Below are 19,070 nucleotides of genomic sequence, written 5' to 3'. Positions count from 1 at the left end.
AGTCCGTCAGGGGGTCGGGCGGACCGGGAGCGCCCGGACGCTGTTGCCGACGAAGCCGGAGTGGCGGGTCAGCTCGGCCTCCGGGACGGCCAGGTCCAGGTCGGGGAAGCGGGTGAAGAGCGCCTCCAGGGCGATCGCGGCCTCCATGCGGGCGAGCGGGGCGCCCAGGCAGTAGTGGGGGCCGTGGCCGAGGGAGAGGTGCTTCGCCGCCGACGTGCGGGTGATGTCGAAGCGGTCGGCGTCCGGGCCGTGCGCCTTCGCGTCGCGGCCCGCCGCCGAGTAGCCGGCGAGGACGGGGGTGCCCCGGGGGATGAGGGTGCCGTCGACCGTGAGGTCGCGGGTGGGGTAGCGGAACGGGAAGTAGCTGACCGGGCTGTCCCAGCGCAGGGTCTCCTCCACCACGTCCGCCCACGCGGCCCGGCCTTCGAGGACGAGGGCGAGCTGCTCGCGGTGGCCGCAGAGGGCCCGTACGGCGTTGGTGACGAGGTTCAGCGTGGTCTCGTGGCCCGCGACGATCATCAGGAGCAGGGTGCCGATCAGCTCGGGCTGGCTCAGCCGGTCGCCGCCCTCGTCCCGGGCGGCGATGAGGGCGCTGGTGAGGTCGTCGCCGGGTGCGCGGGCCTTGTCGCCGGCGATGGAGGCGAGGAGCTCCACGAGTTCGCGGTTGGCGGCGACGGCCTGTGCGGGCTCGGTGTCGGTGGCGACGACGAGGCTGGAGAGGTGGTGCAGCCGGTCCTGGTGGGCGGGGTCGACGCCGAAGAGTTCGCAGATGACCCCGAGGGGCAGCGGGAGCGCGTAGTGGCGGCGCAGGTCGGCGACGCCGCCGCCGGTCCCGGCCGCCTCGGCGAGTCCGTCGAGGAGCCCCGCCGTGACGGCCTCGACGCGCGGGCGGAGCTCCTCGACCCGGCGTGCGGTGAAGGCGCTGCTGACCAGGGCGCGCAGGCGGCGGTGGTCGGCGCCGTCCGCGGTGATCATGCCCGGCACGGTGGCGAAGGTGCGCAGGGGCCAGCCGTCGGGTATCCGGCCCTCGGCGAGGGCGGTGAAGTGCTGGGGGCCCTTGGCGACGTCGGGGTGGGAGAGGAAGTCACGGAGGGCGTCGTGGCCGAGCACGGCCATGCCCTCGATGTCGCCGGGCAGGACCACCGGGGTCACGGCGCCCTCGGCGAGGAGCCGGGCGTTGGCCGCGTGCGGGCAGCCGCCGGCCGGGTCCATGCGGTGCGGCGGCCGGCCGGGGGCGGCACTGTGCGGGGTGTTCACGGAAGGCACTCCTGACTGCGGAGGCGGGCCGGTGCGGCACGCGAGCGGTCAGATCCTACGGTCAACCCGACGGTGGTTGTACGGAGTTGTCCGGTGTACGGACGGCGGCGGCGCGGCCCGTCGCGGCCCCGCGGTCCGTCGCGGCCCCGCGGTCCGTCGCGGCGCCACGGCCCGTCGGGGCGCTGCGGCCCGTCGCGGCCCCGCGGCCGAGGAGTTCGGCCAGGCCCCGGCGGGTCGCGGCCACGATCACCCGGTCGGACGGGCCGAGGACGCGCTCCGGGGCGAGGCGCCAGTCCTGGCCCCGGGCCGCGGCCCCGGTGCCGTGCCGGGCGCCGTACGCGGGGGCGGTCCGGTCCAGGGCGATGACCCGCCAGGCTCCCGGCGTGAAGGCCTCGGCGACCGTGCGGTCCTCCAGGAGCGGATGGTCCGCGACGTCGACGGCGGCGAAGAGCAGGACCCGGCGCTCGACGGGGACGGCACCGAGGACCTGGCGGCCCATCATGGCCCCGGCGAAGGCGGGCGCGGCGAGGTGGGAGACGCTGCGGCTGCGGGTGAGCGCCTCGGGGTGGGCGGTGCGCAGGGTGCGGTAGACGGCGGTGGCGAAGTCGTCGTCGTACAGGCGGAGCACGACCCGCAGGTCGGGGGCGACGGAGCGGGCGGAGAGCGCGGCCTCCAGGTTGGTGATGTCGACGCTGGTCAGGGCGAGGAGGGCGTGGGCCCGGTGGATGCGGGCGGCCTCCAGGACGCCTTCCTCCGTGACGTCGCCGATGACGGTGGGGACGCGCAGCCGCCGGGCGACGGCGACGCCGCGCGCCTCCGGGTCGGACTCGACGCACACGACGGGGATGTCCATCCGGCGGAGCCGGGCGAGGACCCGGGTGCCGACCTTGCCGAGGCCGAGGAGGACGACGTGGCCGGAGAGTCCGCGGGGCGGCCGGCGCAGTGTCGTCGCCGTGCGGAAGGTCCCGAGGCCTTCGAGGAGGGCGGCGACGATCACGGGCAGCAGGAGCAGTCCGACGAACCCGGCGAGGATCTGGAGGACCTGACGGCCGGTCGGCTCGCCGACGGCCGGGTCGCCGATGGCGAAGACGTCGAGGAGCGTCAGATAGGCGGCGTGCAGGGGGTGGTCGCCGGTGGTGAAGGTGGAGGCGAGGGCCAGGGCGAGGACGGCGGCGGCCGCCCCGCCGAGGGACCAGCGCAGGCGGCGGGAGAAGAGCGAGGCGACGGGCAGCCCGGAGCCGCCGAAGCGGCCGGCCGGGAGGGTCGGGGCGGCCGAGGTGACCGCTTCGAGGGTGACGGCGGCCCGGCCGGTGGCGGCGGCCACCGTACGGTCGTCCGGCAGGAGGCGCGGGCCCTCGTCGCCGCTGCGCTCGGAGCCCTCGCAGCCCGCCGGGTCGCCGGCCGTGGCGGACAGCAGCGCGAGCGTGCACCGGCCGGGGTCGGGGGCCTCGCCCGCGGGCGGCGTCCGCTCGACGGCGTGCAGCAGGAGTCCGCCCGCCTGGACGACCTTGCTGGTGCCCGCGACGGCCGCCGCGGTGAGCCCCGGGGCGGCGGTGTCGACATCGGAGAGGACGGTGGTGGCGGCGTCGAGCTTCTCGGGGTCGAGGCCCGGTTCGGCGACGGCCGCGGCCTGGTCGAGGAGGGTTTCGAGGTGCTGGCCGAGCTTGCGGTTGTAGAGCCGGATGACCAGGCGCAGCCGGGGGTTGAGGCGGCGGGCGGTGAGCGCGGCCCGGATGTTGGTCTCGTCGTCCTCGTGGACGAGGGCGAGCGCGGCGGCGCGCTCGACTCCGGCGTCCACCAGGGCCCGGTCGTCGGCCTCCGCGGCCTCGACGACCCGCAGCGTGCCGGTCGGCTCGGCGCCGTCCTGGTCGCCGCCGGCCGCGCCCGTGGTCCCGGCCGCGGTGGCGGTGGCGCCGCCGGTGGTGCGGGTGACGGCGGCGGTGACGCGTCCGAAGAGGGCGAGGGCCCTGCCGGTGCGGGCGGTGGGGGTGCGCGGGGCGTCGGGCCGTACCGGTACGAGGAGGGTGACCCGCTCTCCGTACACCCCGTGTAGTTCGCCCGCGAGGCGGTGGGCGAGGGCGTCGTCCCCGCAGACGATCATGTGGCCCGCGGGGGCGGTGCGGGGCTGCCGGTCGGTCCGGAACGCGGGCGCGCCGAAGGGCCCGCCGGCCGGGCTTCCCGGGGCCCGCGCGGGACCGGGCACCGGCCGGGTGGCCCCTTCGGCGGGCGGCAGGGCGGCAGGCGGCACTGCGGTGGGAGGCACGGCGCCGGGAGGCACGGCGGTGGGCGGCGCTCCGGCCTCCGGCGTTCCTGCGGGTGGGGCTCCTCCGGGTGGGGCGTCGGCGCTGCCGGCCGGAACGGCGTTGTTCTGGTTCGGGTGTGAGGGCACGTCACCAGGATGCCCTGTGGCTCGGACAGCGGATGCGGGTGGCCGTGCGGTCCCGTCCTCCCCCGGGCGGGCGCACGCCGTGCGGCCGTCCGCCGGAACCTCTACGCCGGTCGGCGCACTCCGTCCTGCGCGGGACGCACCTCCTCCCTACGGTGACTGAATGATCGTCACGTCAGCTGTCCGTCATGCTGCCGCCGGTACCGCGGCGCTGCTGTTCGTGCTGTCCGCTCCGGCGGCCACGGCCTCCCCCGCTCCTCCCCTCTCGCCCGGATCCTCCGTGGAGGAGCCGACTCCCCCCGCGCCCCGGTTCGTCGACCCGGCGCGGCTCCACCGCCAGGGCACGCAGGTGGAGCGGCTGCCGGGCGCGCCCTCCACGCCGGAGCTCTCCGCGCTCTCGTGGGTGGTCGCGGACGCGTCCTCGGGCGAGGTGCTCGCCGCGCGGAACGCCCACCGGAAGCTGCCGCCGGCCAGCACCCTCAAGGCGCTCTTCGCGCTCACGGCGCTCCCCCACCACGACCCCTCCGAGCAGCACACCGTGGCCGATTCCGAGCTGACCGGGATCGGGGCGGGCAGCAGCCTCGTCGGAGTCAAGGAGGGGTACACGTACAAGGTGTCGGACCTGTGGAACGGGGTCTTCCTCAGCTCGGGCAACGACGCCGTGCACGTCCTCGCCGCGATGAACGGCGGCTGGGACGGGATGTCCGGGCAGATGCAGGAGAAGGCCCGGTCCCTCGGCGCCCGGGACACCCATGTCGTCTCCCCCGACGGGTACGACGCGCCCGGGCAGGTGTCCTCCGCGTTCGACCTCGCGGTCTTCGGGCGGGCCGGGCTCCAGGACCCCGCGTTCACCCGGTACTGCTCCACGCCGTACGCGGACTTCCCCGCGGGTTCCTGGTCGTACGGCATCGCCAACACCAACCGTCTCCTCACGGGCGCGGACGGCGTCGCCCGCTACCCGGGGCTCCTCGGGATCAAGAACGGCTACACGACGAACGCCGGCAACACGCTGATCTCCGCCGCGCGCCGGGGCGACCGGACGCTGGTCGTCTCGGTGATGAACCCGCAGGGCGGCGGCGGGCTCGCCGTCTACGAGGAGGCCCGCGAGCTGCTCGACTGGGGCTTCGAGGCCGCGGGGCGGGTGGAGCCGGTGGGCTCGCTGCTGCCGGGCCGGACGAAGGCCGCGGCCGAGGCGGGCACCCGGGCCGTGACGGCGGGACGGGACGGTGGCCGCGCGGAGGAGGCCGTCTCCGTGGCGGCCGGCGGAGCTCCGCGTGCCGGGGCCGAGGCGGCGTCCGCGTCCGCCGAGGACTCCTCGGGGGAGGGCCCGTCGGCCGGGCTTCCGCTGGCCCTGGTGGGCTCGGCCTGCGCGGCGGCGCTCGCGCTGTGGGCCTGGCGGCGCAGGACGGCCGGCCGGGCCGCCTGACGACGCCGGAGGGGGGTGCCCGGCGATCCGCCGGGCACCCCCTGGGACGGGACGTTCGGTCAGGCGCCCACGTAGGCGGCGAGGTGTTCGCCGGTGAGGGTGGAGCGGTCGGCGACGAGCTTCGCGGGCGGGCCCTCGAAGACGATGGTGCCGCCGTCGTGGCCGGCGCCGGGGCCGAGGTCGATGATCCAGTCGGCGTGGGCCATGACCGCCTGGTGGTGCTCGACGACGATGACCGACTTCCCGGAGTCGACGAGACGGTCGAGCAGGCCGAGGAGCTGCTCGACGTCGGCGAGGTGCAGACCGGTGGTCGGCTCGTCGAGGACGTAGATCCCGCCCTTGTCGCCCATGTGCGTGGCCAGCTTGAGCCGTTGCCGCTCGCCGCCGGACAGGGTCGTGAGCGGCTGACCGAGGCTGAGGTAGCCGAGGCCGACGTCGGCGAGCCGTTCGAGGATCTTGTGCGCGGCCGGCGTGCGCGCGTCGCCGTCGCCGAAGAACTCCTCGGCCTCGGTCACCGACATCGCGAGCACCTCGCTGATGTCCTTGCCGCCGAGGTGGTACTCCAGGACGGAGGCCTGGAACCGCCGGCCCTCGCACTCCTCGCAGGTGCTCGCGACCCCGGCCATCATCCCCAGGTCGGTGTAGATGACGCCCGCGCCGTTGCAGGTCGGGCAGGCGCCCTCGGAGTTGGCGCTGAACAGCGCCGGCTTCACGCCGTTGGCCTTGGCGAACGCCTTGCGGATCGGTTCGAGCAGCCCGGTGTACGTCGCGGGGTTGCTCCGGCGCGAGCCGCGGATGGCGCCCTGGTCGACGGAGACGACGTCCTCGCCGGGCGGGATCGAGCCGTGTACGAGCGAGCTCTTGCCGGAGCCGGCGACTCCGGTGACGACCGCGAGGACGCCGAGCGGGATGTCGACGTCGACGTCGCGGAGGTTGTGCGCCGACGCGCCGCGGATCTCCAGCGTGCCGGTGGGCGTCCGTACCGTCTCCTTGACGGAGGACCGGTCGTCGAAGTGCCGGCCGGTGATGGTGTCGCCCGCCCGCAGCCCGTCGACGGTGCCCTCGAAGCAGACGGTGCCACCGCCCGTACCGGCGCCGGGGCCGAGGTCGACGACGTGGTCGGCGATCGCGATGGTCTCCGGCTTGTGCTCCACGACCAGCACCGTGTTGCCCTTGTCGCGCAGGCGCAGCAGCAGGTCGTTCATCCGCTGGATGTCGTGGGGGTGCAGGCCGATCGTCGGCTCGTCGAAGACGTACGTGACGTCGGTCAGCGAGGAGCCGAGGTGCCGGATCATCTTGACGCGCTGCGCCTCGCCGCCCGACAGAGTGCCCGCGGGCCGGTCGAGCGAGAGGTAGCCGAGGCCGATCTCCACGAACGAGTCGAGGGTGTCCCCGAGGGCGGTGAGCAGCGGTGCCACCGAGGGCTCGTCGAGTCCGCGGACCCACTCGGCCAGGTCGCTGATCTGCATGGCGCAGGCGTCGGCGATGCTGACCTTCTTGATCTTCGAGGCCCGGGCCCCCTCGCTGAGACGGGTGCCGTCGCACTCGGGGCAGCTGGTGAAGGTGACCGCCCGGTCGACGAACGCCCGGATGTGCGGCTGCATGCCCTCCTTGTCCTTGGCCAGGAAGGACTTCTGGATCCGCGGGATCAGCCCCTCGTAGGTCATGTTGATGCCCGCGATCTTCATGCGGGTCGGCTCGTGGTGGAGGAAGGCGTGCAGTTCCTTCTTGGTGTACTTGCGGATCGGCTTGGCCGGGTCGACGAGGCCCGACTCGCTGTAGAGGCGGTAGTTCCAGCCGCCCGGGGTGTAGCCGGGGATGGTGAGCGCGCCCTCGTCGAGCGACTTGGAGTCGTCGTAGAGCTGGGTGAGGTCGATGTCGGAGACGGAGCCCCGGCCCTCGCAGCGCGGACACATGCCGCCGGTGCGCTCGAAGTCCGCCCGGACGGCCTTCTTGTCGCCTCGCTCGACGGTGATCGCTCCGCTCGCGCGGACCGAGGGGACGTTGAAGGCGTAGGCGCTGGGCGGGCCGATGTGGGGCTTCCCGAGGCGGCTGAAGAGGATGCGCAGCATCGCGTTGGCGTCGGTGGCGGTGCCGACGGTGGAGCGGGGGTCGGCGCCCATCCGCTGCTGGTCGACGATGATCGCGGTCGTCAGGCCTTCGAGGACGTCGACCTCCGGCCGCGCGAGGGTCGGCATGAAGCCCTGGACGAAGGCGCTGTACGTCTCGTTGATCAGTCGCTGGGACTCCGCGGCGATCGTGTCGAACACCAGGGAGCTCTTGCCCGAGCCGGAGACGCCCGTGAAGACCGTGAGCCGGCGCTTCGGGATCTCGATGCTGATGTCCTTGAGGTTGTTCTCGCGCGCGCCGAGCACGCGGATCGTGTCGTGGCTGTCGGCGGCGTGCTCCGTGACCTGCTGCTCTGCCGTGCTCTTCGCCGGCCCCTTCGCCGGCGCCTTCGCCGTCTTCTTCGCCGTCCTCGGGGTCTGGCTCATCGTTTCTCCTCCGTCGGACGGGCCGATTCGTGATCTTCGCGACTTTCGTGATCATCGCATCGGGTCGGCTCCGACGTCCGGGAAATCGCGATGTCCACGACGGCCACGCTAACCGGCGCCCGTGGGCCACGCTTCTCGATTCCTGACCGGACTCCGGTCAGCTCCCCGCCAGGCCCCCCAGGGCCTCCCGGGGTGCGGGCGGCCCCTGGGAGACGTACCGCTCGGCCGCGCGGACGGCCTCGTGGGCGGTCCGCTCTCCCATCAGGACGCAGAGGGTGTACGCCGTGTCCTCGAAGCGCCGGCGGACCGACAGGTCGCACGGCCTGGCGAGCACGGACCGCTCCTGGGTGCGGTAGCGCCGGAGCAACCGGTCGACCGTGTTCGTGTCGGGCAGCAGCATCGCGTCCTCCTGGCTCCTGACTCCCGAGTCGCTCCATCCTGCGCGTGGTCGACCACGCCCGCGACCCGCACGGGCACGCTGTGTGACGGGAGGGGTCCCGGAGTGCGCTTCCGCCGCCCATGGCGGAGGGTCGGAGACATGAACCCGAGCACGCAGCAGCGGGTGGTCGTCACCGGCGCCACCGGCAATGTCGGTACGAGCCTGGTGCGGGCGCTCGCCCGCGAGCCGCGGGTCGGCTCCGTCCTCGGGCTCGCCCGGCGCAGGCCCGGCCTGGAGCTGCCCGGCGTGGAGTGGGCCGAGGTCGACCTCTCCCGGGAGGGGGACGAGCCCCGGCTCGCGCAGTACGTCGCGGACGCGGACGCGGTCGTCCACCTGGCCTGGCGGTTCGGGCCGACGCACGATCCGGTGGAGACCTGGCGGACCAACGTCCTGGGCGCGGTGCGCGTCTTCGACGCGGTCGCGGCGGCGCGGGTGCCGGTGCTGGTGCACGCCTCCTCGGTGGGGGCGTACTCCCCCGGTCCGAAGGGCGGGGCCCCGGTGTCCGAGGCCTGGCCGACGCACGGCTGGCCCGGCGCCGCGTACACCCGCGAGAAGGCGTATCTGGAGCGGGTCCTCGACACCTTCGAGCGGGACCATCCGCTGACCCGGGTGGTCCGGATGCGCCCGGCCTTCCTCTTCAAGGAGGAGTCGGCGAGCGGGCAGCGGCGGATCTTCGCGGGCCGGTTCTTCCCCGGCCAACTGATGCGGCCTGAACTGCTGCCGCTGCTCCCGGAGTTCGAGGGACTGCGCTTTCAGGTCCTGCACACCGAGGATGCCGCGGACGCCTACCGGAGGGTGCTCCTCCGGGACGTCCGCGGCGCGTTCAACCTCGCCGCCGAGCCGGTGCTCGACGCCGCGGCCCTCGGCAGGCTGCTGCACGCCCGGCCGGTGAAGGTCCCGGCCGGTGCGGTGCGCGGGGCGCTGTCGGCGGCCTGGCGGCTGCGGCTCGCCCCGGCCTCCCCCGGGCTCTTCGACGCGCTGCGGCAGATGCCCCTGCTCGCCACCGAGCGGGCCCGGCGGGAGCTGGAGTGGGAGCCCGCGGCGACCTCGCTTGAGGCCGTGGAGGCCTTCCTGCGCGGGGTCCGCGCGGGCTCCGGCGACGACACCGCTCCCCTGGCGGGTCACCGCATCGGCTGACACCGCTCAGGGAAGCGACGTGGGCAGCGACAGGGGAGCGACGGGGCAGGGGAGCGACGGGCAGCGAGGACGGCGGCGCCCCGGCGTCAGCCCGTGGTGCCGGACCAGTCGACGATCCGTATCCCGGCGCCCGCGGCCTCGTGGCCGCGACAGTGGGCGCGGTGCCGGCGCAGGACGGCGTCGATGTCGAGGTGGCGGGCGAACTCGGGGCGGGCAGCGAGGCGTTGGGCGTACGCCCAGAGCGCGGGGTGCGCGGCGACCCGCTCCATCGCGGCGGCGTCCAGGTGCCAGCGGTGGACGGTGTCGAGCTGGACGAGGGTGACCCAGACGTGGACGTCGGCGGCGGTCGGCCCGTCGCCGAGGACGTACGGGCGGCCGGTGAGGCGCCGTTCCAGGGAACCGAGCGCCGCGAAGAGGACGCCGAGCGGGTCGTGGTGGGCGGCGTCGCCGTCGAGGCCGAGTTCGCCGGCGCGCTGGGCGGCCCGGTTGACGCTCCGCTCGCACAGGTCGGCGATGGCCTCGATCTCGCCCCGGTGCTCCTCGGGCAGCAGGTCGGGGCCGTCGCCCCGGAAGCGCAGGGCGAGGTCGCGCAGGATGTCGGGCACGTGGGTGCTGACGATGCGCCCGGTCCACCCGTCGCTCAGGACGGGCGCGGCGGCCGGTCCCCGGTACAGGTGGGCGCTGGCCTCGTACAGCGGGCGGAGCGCGGCGTATCCGCCGTCGGGTGTGTCGGGGGCCGCGGGGAGCACGGTGAGCGGAAGCGTGTCGTCGAGACCGAGCAGGCCGTGGGTGAGGGCGATCCTCAGACAGTCGGGGCCGGACGGCGCCAGGTGAAGGCGATAGCGGTGCGGTACGGCGTAGTGGCCGCTGCGCACGTCGCGGCCGATCCGGCCGCGGAAGGCGGGCACGGCGGAGGCCGGCAGGAGCGAGGAGGGAATGACGGACATGCTTCTCCCTGGTGGGTGCTCGGTGCTGGGTCGGGGCGGTGCGCGGCGGTGACGGTCGCGGTGACAGGTCGCGATGGCGCGAGGACGTCGGCCGGTGCGCAGGGCCCGGAGGCAGCAGAGGAACGGGAAGGAGGAGACGGGCGGACGGCGGCGAGGTGCGCGTCCGGACCCGGAGCCGGGCCCGTGCCCGGCCTGGACCGGACCCGACCCGGGGCGCCGGAACGGCGCGGACCGGGCGGGTCAGGACAGGGCAGGACGGTCGGGGCGGACGGGCTCAGCGGACGCGGTGGACGCCCCGGCGGCGACGGCGACCCGCGGCGCTGCAGACCCGCATCAGATCGATGTGACGGCGGGACGTGAGGGGTACGGAGCACGGCAGGAGCACGGCGTGTGCGGGGTCCCGCCGGCCGGTGCGTCCCATGCTTCCCTACCCGTTCACTCGGTTTTTCCCTTTCATGAGTCTCCGACCGGTCACTCGTGGCGTCAAGGGTGCGGGAGGCACCGGCTCGGGACACCCCCGTGGGGCGCACGAATCCGTCCGGGCCGGTACGGAATAATGCGCGCATGCGCATTTCAGCCAGGGCCGACTACGCGGTGCGGGCCGCCCTCCAGCTCGCCGCCGCCCAGGACACGGGGCCGCTGAAGGCCGAGGCGATCGCCGAAGTCCAGGGGATCTCGCACAAGTTCCTGGAGGGCATCCTCGGCGACATGCGCAAGGGCGGGCTCGTCCAGAGCCAGCGCGGCGGCAACGGCGGGTACTGGCTGGCCAGGCCGGCCGAGTCGATCTCGGTCGCGGAGGTCATCCGCTGCGTGGAGGGCCCACTGGTCTCCGTGCGCGGGGAGCGGCCCCCGGACCTGGCGTACACGGGTCCCGCCGAGTCGCTGCTCCCGCTGTGGATCGCCCTCCGGGCGAGCGTGCGCGAGGTGCTCGGAGTCTCGCTCGCGGAGGTGGCGGCGGCCGAGCTGCCGGCGGGGATCACCGCGCTCGCGGACGACCCGGAGGCCTGGACCAACCCCTGACCGGGTGTCCGAAAATCTCCCACCCGGCCGGTTCTCGACGAGGCCAACTCCGCACGACCTGCGCCGACGTGACGCCGTCCCGCCTATCAAGACGGACGTGTCCAGCCCTCGGACGCCCCTTGGGGGCGGGCGACCGCCTCTGCCACTATCCCTAGTATTCCAGTGGGGATACGAGGGATCGGGTGAGGTGACGTGAGTACGCCGAGGAAATCGGTCAGGAGAACCGCGATGCACATCGTCCCGGCACCGGCCGACCGGCCCGCGGACGACGAGATCTGGCCCCGCGTCACCCGCGAGCTCGCCGACGACCTCGCCGTCGACGCGCCCGCTCGGGACCGGGCGGGAAAGGCCCCCTTCGACGAGGTCGCCCGGCTCCAGGAGGCCGGACTGCCCGCCCTCCTCACGGCGCCCGGCGCGAACCGGCGGGGCGCCGACTGGCGGGCCGCGTCCGCCGTCGTCCGGGAGATCTCCGCCGCCGACAGCTCGGTCGGCGAACTCCTCGCCCACCACTACGTCCTGTCCTGGAGCAGCCGGTTCTTCGGCCCTCCGATGCAGGACGCGGCACCCGGCACCGCCCTCGACGCGCGGACGGCCGAGGAGCACTGGGTGCTCGGCGGCGGCGTCGAGCCGCCGCGCACCGAGACGGACCCCGGCCTCCGGCTCACCCCCACCACGAACGGCTGGATCCTGGACGGGCGCCGCGCGTTCGCCTCCGGCGTCGCCGTGGCCGACCGGCTGGTCGTCGGCGCCCGGCCGGGCGGGACCGGCGACTGGCTGATCGTCCTGGTGGACCCGGCGCATCCCGGCGTGTTCACCGACGCCGGTACGGACCGGGTCGGGCAGCGGGTCTCCGGCGCGGGCACCGTCACCTTCGACCACGTCCCGGTCCCGGCCGACCAGGTCCTCGGCGTGCTCCCGCACGACGAGCACGCCGTCAGCCCCTTTGCCACCCTCGCCCCGCTCGCCCTGCGGCTGCTCCTCGTCCAGGTCGGACTCGGCATCGCCGAGGGCGCGCTCGCCGAGGCCCGGGACATCAGCCGCGCCGGGCAGGCCGGACCGGTCCCGGCGCCCTCGCCGGACGGCAGGCCGGCACCGGCCGGCGCGCGTCCGCTCGGCACGGGCGACGACCCGTACCTGCTCCTCGCCTACGGGGAGCTGGCCACGGCCGCCCACGTCGCCTCCGCCGTGGTGGAGCGGGCGACGGACGCCCTGGCCCGCGGGCTGCTCGCCGAAGAGTCGCTGAGCCCCGAGGAGCGCGCCGACATAGCCGTCCTGGTCTCCGCGGCCGAGACGGTCACCGGCCGGGCCGCCGTCCGCATCACGACCCGCGTCCTCGAACTCGTCGACGGCGCCGAGGGCGCCGACGCCCAGTCGGGCGGGCCGGGATTCGACCGCTTCTGGCGCAACGCCCGGGCGCTCACCGCGCACACGCAGCCCTCCCACCGGCTCCGCGACATCGGCGACCACTACCTCAACGGCACCCACGCGCGGCTCACCCTGCCGGCCTGACGGCACGACAGACGGGACGGAAGGTCCGGCATGTCGGGACGTCCGTCCCTCTCGCCGGGCTGCCGATGGGCCCAAGCTGGGAGCAGGAGGGCCCGGCCGCCCGGCGGGCCCGTCAGCTACCGACGGAGGCAGCCCGATGAGTCGTGAGATCGTCGCAGGAGTGGACGGTTCCCCGGAGAGTCTCGCCGCGGCCGACTGGGCCGCCCGCGAGGCCCTCCACCGGAGGCTCCCGCTGCGGCTCGCCCACGCGTGGCGCTGGGAACCCCTCGACATCCCGCTGGTCCAGGACCGGGCGGACCAGGAGCGGGTCGCCGAGGAGGTCCTGCGCACGGCCGAGGCGACGGTCGCGCGGCGCCACCCGGACATCGCCCTGACGGCCGAGGTGCTCCCCGACACGCCCGTCGCGGCGCTGCTCGGCACCGAGTCGCGGGCCGAGATGCTCGTCATCGGCTCGCGCGGTCACGGCGCCGTCGCCGGCTTCCTGCTCGGCTCGTACGGGCAGCAGATCATCGCCGCCGCGACCCGTCCCGTGGTGGCCGTCAGGTCCCGCGACGGCGAGCCCGCCGAGCCGCCGGTCGGCGAGGTCCTCGTCGGCCAGCACGGCAGTCCCGAGGACAGCGCCGCGGCCCTCGGCTTCGCCTTCGAGACCGCCGCCGCGCGCGGGGCGTCGGTGCGGGCCGTCCGCGCCTGGAGCCTGCCGCCGCTCTACGCGTACAGCCCGGCGTCGATGCGGCTCGCCGACGAGGCCGGCGGGCTCGTCCCGTACGAGGAGAAGGCGCTGCGCGAGGCCGTGGAGCCCTGGCGGGAGCGGTTCCCCGAGGTGCCGGTGACGGAGCACGTCGAACTGGGCAGCGCGGGGCAGGTGCTGCTCTCCTCCTCGGGCGCCGCCCAGCTGCTGGTGGTCGGGCGGCGGGCCGGGCGCGGCGCGGTCGGCCCGCGCATCGGCTCCGTGGCGCACGCGGCGCTCCATCTCGCGCCGTGCCCGGTGGCGGTGATCCCGCAGGGCTGAAAGGCTCTGACGTGCGTTGACGCGTCGGGTTGACGAAGGGTGTCGGGGCGGCCGGGGCCGGAAAGTGTTATCGCCGTCGCCCCGGTGGCTCTCCCAGCGCCGGACCGTCCGGCGACCTCGGCGAGAGAGCGGAGCTCCATGCGGCACCACGACCAACCCGGTCACCCCGAGAACCCTGAACACGTCGAACACGTCGAGCACGTCGACCGCTTCGACCGCGAGGAGCGGCACGAGGAGCAGTACGAGGAGCACGTCGTACGGCTCGATCGTCCCGTGCGGGACGGCGGACGGCACCGGAAGGGCCACGGGGCGCGGCGGCGCGCTCCTCGGCGGCCGGGCTTCCGCGCCGCCGTCACCGCCGCCGGGGCCGCGGCCGTCGTCCTGACCGTGGCGGCCGGGGTGTACGTGGCCTCCCCCGCCCCGGCCGCCGGTCCCTGGGTCGCCGCCGCGCCCTCCGCCGTCCCGGACGCCAAGGGGGCGTCGCCCACGGCGGACACGACGGTCCGGGAGGCCGCGGCCCCCTCCACGCCTCCGTCCGCCCCCTCGACCGCGCCCACGCCCGCCCGCCGCACGGCGGACACGACGGCGCCCCGGACCTCGCGCCCCGGGGCGGCCTCCACGCCGGAGACGAAGGCGGCCACCACGTCACCACGGCCGGCGTCCCCCTCCGCGTCCCCGCAGGAGCGGCAGGCGCGGCCCAGGACCGAACAGGTACCGCAGCCGGGCGAAGCCACCGAAGCCGGAGCCGGTGCCGGATCGGGAGCCGGTGCCGGTGCCGGATCCGGCAGCGGTGCCGGTACCGATGCCGCCGGCGGGAAGGTCTCGGAGTACGTCCAGGAGGTCGTCGCCCTCGCCAACGCCGAGCGGGAGAAGGCCGGTTGCGGCCCGCTGCGTACGGAGAGCCATCTGCGCACCGCCGCCCAGGGGCACGCCGACGACATGTCCGCCCGCGACTACTACGAGCACGACAGTCCGGAGGGCCGGGACGCGGGCGACCGGATGACCGGCGCCGGCTACACGTGGCAGACGTGGGGCGAGAACATCCATCGCGGGCCGAAGACCCCGGCCCGGGCGATGGAGGACTGGATGGACAGCCCCGGACACCGCGAGAACATCCTCAACTGCTCCTTCAAGGACATCGGCGTCGGGGTGACCCTCACCGCCAACGGCCCTTGGTGGGTCCAGAACTTCGGCGCCAAGGGCTGACGCCCGGCCGACCGCGGTTCAGGAGGCGGGGGCCGCCAGCTTCTGCACCCAGATCGTGCCGCCGGGACCGGGCGCCGACGCCACACCGGTGTCCCGGTACCGGCAGTCCAGCATGTTCTCCTCGTGCATCGCCCCGTCGGTCCAGCCGTCGACGACGGCCGCCGGGTCCCCCGTCCCCTGGGCCAGGTTCTCGGCCCAGGCACTCCAGTCGTACCCGGCCGCGGTGATCCGGGCGTCCGCGAACTCGCCCTCGGGGCTGCTGTGGGCGAAGTAGCCGCGCGCGACCATGTCGCGGGCGTACCCCCGGGCCGCCGCGACCAGTCGCGGGTCGGTCCGCAGCGGGGCGCAACCCGCCGCCGCCCGGAGCCTGTTGACCTCCGTCGTCACCCGCTCCTCGGCGGTGGGCGCGGGGGGCGTGGTGCGGCGGGGTGCCGGGGTACGGGTCGTGGGGGCCGGGGCGGCGATGGTGGCGGCCCGGGTGGCGGAGGGCTTCGGGGTGGTGGGGGTCGCGGGCGCCGGGGGCGCGGCGCGGGGCCGGTCGGGTGCCACCCGTACCTCCGGCTGCCGCGGTACGAGCACGGCGAGCGCGCCGAGGACGGCGACGGTCACGGCGCCGGCGAGGCAGGCGCGCCGGATCGGCGTCCAGCGGCCGACGGGCTCGGCGGCGAAGGCTTCCGCGCCGCGCCGGGCGACGGCCGCCGCCGCCAGCGGCGGGACGAGACCGATGCCGACGAGCAGGCCCTCGACGGGGGCGAGGCCGCGGCTGCCGGTCGTCTGCCCCGTACAGGCGGCGCAGGTGCGCAGGTGGCGGGCGATCCGCTTGCGCCAGAGGGGCGAGGGGCGGCCGTCCCAGGCGGTGAGGGACTCCGCGAGTCCGGGGCAGGCCGGTTCGGCGTCGAGGGCGCGGACCACGGCCCGGCCGGTCTCCAGGCGTTCCTTCATCCGCTGGACGCGGACGGCGGCGTGCTGCGGGGAGACGGCGAGGCCCTCGGCGAGTTCGGCGCGGGTCAGCTCTCCGGCGGCCTCCAGCCACCACAGGGAGAGGAGCTCGCGGTCCTCGTCGTCGAGCCAGCGGGTGGCGCGGGCCACGTCGCGGCGCTGCCCTGAGAGGCGGAGCCGGAGGATGGTGAGTTCGGTGAAGTCGCCGGCCGGGTCGGCGAGGTCGGCGGCCCGGTCGAGGCCGGGCAGGGGCGCCTGGCGGTTCTCGTGCCAGCGGCGCCGTATCCCGTTCATGGCGATGGCGACGACCCAGGATCGGAAGCGGGCCGGATCACGGAGGCCGGGGAGGCCGTCGAGGGCGCGGACCATCGTCTCCTGGACGATGTCGTCGGTGTCGGCGTGGCCGTCGAGGGCGCGGCCGACGACGTTGTGGACGAGGGGCAGGTACGCGCGTACCAGTTCGTCCCTGGCGTGCGCGTCACCGGCCCGGGCCGCCTCCACCAGGGCGGTGGTGCGGCGCTCGTCGCTGTGCATGGGTCTGCTCCCTCATCCGTGGTCCGAGTCCCCCGTCTTTCGGAGACCCGTGGGAGCGGGAGGGATAACACTTCTTCGGTCCGCCCGGCCTGTGATCCGCCGGGCGGGATCTACAACGATGCGCCGGGAAGTGCCGGAACCGTGGCCCCGTGCCCTTCCCTGACTGCCTCCACGACCGCTTCGTGGAGATCGCGGCTCTCCTCCTCCGTCGCGCACGGAACGGGACTGCCCGACATGGTGAACCAGTCGGATGCGCCGCTGTACTGCACGGCCACGCGTGCCTCCCGCTCGGCCCAGGTCGTGTGCACGGTCAGATCGCCCGTGACGACTCCGGCCTCGTCGGTCAGCACCCCACCACGCCCGGTGTAGACACCGGCGGTCGTCCAAGATGCCCAGCTCATCCATCCAGGTTCACACCCGAACGGCGGATGCGCCACCGACGGGACCGCCCCGGCCGGAATCCTTCCGGCCGGGGCGGTCCATGTCGTCCGCCGGGGCGGACGCGCGCGGATCAGACGAGGGACGCGAGGGCCTCGTTCAGGGTGGCGGACGGGCGCATCACGGCCGCGGCCTTGGCCGGGTCGGGCTGGTAGTAGCCGCCGATCTCGGCCGGGGAGCCCTGGACGGCGACGAGCTCGTCGACGATCTTCTGCTCGTTCGCGGCCAGCGTCTCGGCGAGCGGGGCGAAGGCCTTGGCCAGCTCCGCGTCCTCGGTCTGGGCGGCCAGCTCCTGGGCCCAGTAGAGGCCGAGGTAGAAGTGGCTGCCGCGGTTGTCGATGCCGCCGAGGCGACGGGTCGGCGACTTGTCCTCGTTGAGGAAGGTGCCGGTGGCGCGGTCCAGCGTGTCGGCGAGGACCTGGGCGCGGTCGTTGCCCGTGGTCGTCGCGAGGTGCTCGAAGCTGGCGGCCAGGGCGAAGAACTCGCCGAGGCTGTCCCAGCGGAGGTAGTTCTCCTTGACGAGCTGCTGGACGTGCTTCGGGGCGGAGCCGCCGGCGCCGGTCTCGAAGAGGCCGCCGCCCGCCATCAGCGGGACGACCGACAGCATCTTGGCGCTGGTGCCCAGCTCCAGGATGGGGAAGAGGTCGGTCAGGTAGTCGCGGAGGACGTTGCCGGTGACCGAGATGGTGTCCTCGCCGCGGCGGATGCGCTCCAGGGAGAACTCGGTGGCCTCGACCGGGGACAGGATCTTGATGTCCAGGCCCTCGGTGTCGTGCTCCGGCAGGTACTGCTCGACCTTGGCGATCAGCTGCGCGTCGTGGGCGCGCGCGGCGTCCAGCCAGAAGACGGCCGGGGAGCCGGTGGCGCGGGCGCGGGTGACGGCGAGCTTGACCCAGTCCTGGATGGGCAGGTCCTTGGTCTGGCAGGCGCGGAACAGGTCGCCCTCGGCGACCTCCTGCTCCAGGACGACGTTGCCCGCGGAGTCGACGAGGCGGACGGTGCCGGCCTCGGCGATCTCGAAGGTCTTGTCGTGCGAGCCGTACTCCTCGGCCTTCTGCGCCATGAGGCCGACGTTCGGGACGGAGCCCATGGTCGACGGGTCGAAGGCGCCGTGGGCGCGGCAGTCGTCGAGGACGACCTGGTAGACGCCCGAGTAGCTGTGGTCCGGGAGGACCGCGAGGGTGTCGGCCTCCTGGCCGTCCGGGCCCCACATGTGACCCGAGGTGCGGATCATGGCCGGCATCGAGGCGTCGACGATGACGTCGGACGGCACGTGCAGGTTGGTGATGCCCTTGTCGGAGTCGACCATCGCCAGGGCGGGGCCCGCGGCGAGCTCGGCATCGAAGGAGGCCTTGATCTCCGCGCCCTGCGGGAGGGACTCCAGGCCCTTCAGGACGCCGCCGAGGCCGTCGTTCGGGGTGAGACCGGCGGCGGCGAGCACCTCGCCGTACTTGGCGAAGGTCTCCGGGAAGAAGGCGCGGACGACGTGGCCGAAGACGATCGGGTCGGAGACCTTCATCATCGTGGCCTTGAGGTGCACGGAGAAGAGCACGCCCTCGGCCTTGGCGCGGGCGACCTGCTCGCTGAGGAAGGTGCGCAGCGCGGCGGCGCGCATGACGGCGGCGTCGACGACCTCGCCGGCGATGACCTTCAGCGGCTCGCGGAGCTCGGAGACGGTGCCGTCGGCGGCCGTGAACTCGAAGCGGAGGGTGTCGTCCTGCGCGATGACGGCGGACTTCTCCGTGGAGGCGAAGTCGTTGTCGCTCATGGTGGCGACGTTCGTCTTCGACTCGGAGGACCAGGCGCCCATGCGGTGCGGGTGGGCCTTGGCGTAGTTCTTGACCGAGGCCGGGGCACGGCGGTCGGAGTTGCCCTCGCGCAGGACCGGGTTGACGGCCGAACCCTTGATCTTGTCGTAGCGGGCGCGGACGTCCTTGTCCTGGTCCGTCTGCGGGTCGTCCGGGTAGTCCGGGAGGGCGTAGCCCTGCGCCTGGAGCTCAGCGATCGCGGCCTTCAGCTGCGGGATGGACGCCGAGACGTTCGGCAGCTTGATGATGTTGGCGCCGGGCGTCTTGGCGAGCGCGCCGAGCTCCGCGAGGGCGTCGGCGATGCGCTGGCCCTCCTCCAGGAACTCGGGGAAGACGGCGATGATGCGGCCCGCGAGGGAGATGTCCCGCGTCTCGACCGTGACGCCGGCCTGCGAGGCATACGCCTGGATCACGGGCAGGAACGAGTACGTCGCCAGGGCGGGCGCCTCGTCAGTGTGGGTGTAGATGATGGTCGAGTCAGTCACCAGGGTTCTCCAGCTCCACGTCTGCGTATGCGAGA

General features: G+C 74.6%; 14 protein-coding genes. 6 read left to right on the top strand and 8 right to left on the bottom strand.

What is annotated here, in order from left to right:
* Positions 1-6: 6 nt before the first annotated feature.
* A complete protein-coding gene (locus tag ACZ6K0_RS22840; RefSeq protein ID WP_376403922.1) occupies positions 7-1,212 on the bottom strand; it encodes a cytochrome P450 family protein in 1,206 nt (401 codons plus the stop codon).
* A gap of 106 nt (positions 1,213-1,318) precedes the next feature.
* The gene (locus ACZ6K0_RS22835) at positions 1,319-3,358 is read right to left on the bottom strand and encodes a potassium channel family protein (RefSeq protein ID WP_469230619.1); all 2,040 of its coding nucleotides are present in this window, start codon (positions 3,356-3,358) and stop codon (positions 1,319-1,321) included.
* Positions 3,359-3,806: 448 nt separating this feature from the next.
* Between ACZ6K0_RS22835 and ACZ6K0_RS22830 the strand changes: the two genes are divergently transcribed.
* Positions 3,807-5,069 (top strand): D-alanyl-D-alanine carboxypeptidase family protein, encoded by a 1,263-nt coding sequence (locus tag ACZ6K0_RS22830; protein WP_469229971.1) that lies wholly within the window; start codon positions 3,807-3,809, stop codon positions 5,067-5,069.
* 59 nt (positions 5,070-5,128) lie between these two features.
* On the opposite strand, the gene ACZ6K0_RS22825 is transcribed toward ACZ6K0_RS22830, so the two are convergent.
* Positions 5,129-7,564 (bottom strand): ATP-binding cassette domain-containing protein, encoded by a 2,436-nt coding sequence (locus tag ACZ6K0_RS22825; RefSeq protein WP_376403455.1) that lies wholly within the window; start codon positions 7,562-7,564, stop codon positions 5,129-5,131.
* A gap of 157 nt (positions 7,565-7,721) precedes the next feature.
* Positions 7,722-7,964, bottom strand: coding sequence for a DUF5133 domain-containing protein (locus tag ACZ6K0_RS22820; protein ID WP_376403458.1), 243 nt, complete (start codon positions 7,962-7,964; stop codon positions 7,722-7,724).
* 138 nt (positions 7,965-8,102) lie between these two features.
* Between ACZ6K0_RS22820 and ACZ6K0_RS22815 the strand changes: the two genes are divergently transcribed.
* Positions 8,103-9,140, top strand: coding sequence for an NAD-dependent epimerase/dehydratase family protein (locus ACZ6K0_RS22815; RefSeq protein WP_376403460.1), 1,038 nt, complete (start codon positions 8,103-8,105; stop codon positions 9,138-9,140).
* 86 nt (positions 9,141-9,226) lie between these two features.
* On the opposite strand, the gene ACZ6K0_RS22810 is transcribed toward ACZ6K0_RS22815, so the two are convergent.
* Positions 9,227-10,087, bottom strand: coding sequence for a glutathione S-transferase C-terminal domain-containing protein (locus tag ACZ6K0_RS22810; RefSeq protein WP_376403463.1), 861 nt, complete (start codon positions 10,085-10,087; stop codon positions 9,227-9,229).
* 564 nt (positions 10,088-10,651) lie between these two features.
* On the opposite strand from ACZ6K0_RS22810, the gene ACZ6K0_RS22805 reads away from it, so the two are divergent.
* From ACZ6K0_RS22805 to ACZ6K0_RS22790, 4 genes are all read left to right on the top strand, one after another.
* Entirely contained in the window at positions 10,652-11,107 is a 456-nt protein-coding gene (locus ACZ6K0_RS22805) for an RrF2 family transcriptional regulator (protein WP_376403466.1), read from the top strand.
* 228 nt (positions 11,108-11,335) lie between these two features.
* Positions 11,336-12,616: an acyl-CoA dehydrogenase family protein gene (locus ACZ6K0_RS22800; RefSeq protein WP_469229968.1), complete on the top strand. Its 1,281-nt coding sequence runs from the start codon at positions 11,336-11,338 to the stop codon at positions 12,614-12,616.
* A 136-nt stretch (positions 12,617-12,752) separates the two neighbouring features.
* On the top strand, positions 12,753-13,625 hold the full coding sequence (locus tag ACZ6K0_RS22795; RefSeq protein ID WP_376403472.1) for a universal stress protein: 873 nt from the start codon (positions 12,753-12,755) through the stop codon (positions 13,623-13,625).
* Positions 13,626-13,763: 138 nt separating this feature from the next.
* Positions 13,764-14,831: a CAP domain-containing protein gene (locus tag ACZ6K0_RS22790; protein WP_469229966.1), complete on the top strand. Its 1,068-nt coding sequence runs from the start codon at positions 13,764-13,766 to the stop codon at positions 14,829-14,831.
* 18 nt (positions 14,832-14,849) lie between these two features.
* Here the strand turns inward: ACZ6K0_RS22790 and ACZ6K0_RS22785 are convergent, their stop codons facing one another.
* The 3 genes from ACZ6K0_RS22785 to ACZ6K0_RS22775 all read right to left on the bottom strand — a co-directional run bounded on the left by ACZ6K0_RS22785 (position 14,850) and on the right by ACZ6K0_RS22775 (position 19,035).
* Entirely contained in the window at positions 14,850-16,304 is a 1,455-nt protein-coding gene (locus ACZ6K0_RS22785) for a sigma-70 family RNA polymerase sigma factor (protein ID WP_469229965.1), read from the bottom strand.
* Positions 16,305-16,414: 110 nt separating this feature from the next.
* Complete coding sequence (locus tag ACZ6K0_RS22780) at positions 16,415-16,705, bottom strand: hypothetical protein (RefSeq protein WP_376403481.1); 291 nt, start codon at positions 16,703-16,705, stop codon at positions 16,415-16,417.
* 110 nt (positions 16,706-16,815) lie between these two features.
* Positions 16,816-19,035 (bottom strand): NADP-dependent isocitrate dehydrogenase, encoded by a 2,220-nt coding sequence (locus ACZ6K0_RS22775; protein WP_469229962.1) that lies wholly within the window; start codon positions 19,033-19,035, stop codon positions 16,816-16,818.
* Between the last annotated feature and the right edge of the window lie 35 nt (positions 19,036-19,070).

Source organism: Streptomyces sp. NPDC042346, assembly GCF_055581845.1.
Note: the sequence above shows the minus strand (reverse complement) of the source record. Positions and strands in the feature narration are given on the sequence as shown.

Coding starts and splice junctions, on each gene's coding strand:
- ACZ6K0_RS22830 (WP_469229971.1), top strand. CDS start 3,807: ATGATCGTCACGTCAGCTGTCCGTCATGCTGCCGCCGGTACCGCGGCG.
- ACZ6K0_RS22840 (WP_376403922.1), bottom strand. CDS start 1,212: ATGGACCCGGCCGGCGGCTGCCCGCACGCGGCCAACGCCCGGCTCCTC.
- ACZ6K0_RS22795 (WP_376403472.1), top strand. CDS start 12,753: ATGAGTCGTGAGATCGTCGCAGGAGTGGACGGTTCCCCGGAGAGTCTC.
- ACZ6K0_RS22805 (WP_376403466.1), top strand. CDS start 10,652: ATGCGCATTTCAGCCAGGGCCGACTACGCGGTGCGGGCCGCCCTCCAG.
- ACZ6K0_RS22785 (WP_469229965.1), bottom strand. CDS start 16,304: ATGCACAGCGACGAGCGCCGCACCACCGCCCTGGTGGAGGCGGCCCGG.
- ACZ6K0_RS22835 (WP_469230619.1), bottom strand. CDS start 3,358: ATGATCGTCTGCGGGGACGACGCCCTCGCCCACCGCCTCGCGGGCGAA.
- ACZ6K0_RS22790 (WP_469229966.1), top strand. CDS start 13,764: ATGCGGCACCACGACCAACCCGGTCACCCCGAGAACCCTGAACACGTC.
- ACZ6K0_RS22810 (WP_376403463.1), bottom strand. CDS start 10,087: ATGTCCGTCATTCCCTCCTCGCTCCTGCCGGCCTCCGCCGTGCCCGCC.
- ACZ6K0_RS22780 (WP_376403481.1), bottom strand. CDS start 16,705: ATGAGCTGGGCATCTTGGACGACCGCCGGTGTCTACACCGGGCGTGGT.
- ACZ6K0_RS22825 (WP_376403455.1), bottom strand. CDS start 7,564: ATGAGCCAGACCCCGAGGACGGCGAAGAAGACGGCGAAGGCGCCGGCG.
- ACZ6K0_RS22815 (WP_376403460.1), top strand. CDS start 8,103: ATGAACCCGAGCACGCAGCAGCGGGTGGTCGTCACCGGCGCCACCGGC.
- ACZ6K0_RS22800 (WP_469229968.1), top strand. CDS start 11,336: ATGCACATCGTCCCGGCACCGGCCGACCGGCCCGCGGACGACGAGATC.
- ACZ6K0_RS22820 (WP_376403458.1), bottom strand. CDS start 7,964: ATGCTGCTGCCCGACACGAACACGGTCGACCGGTTGCTCCGGCGCTAC.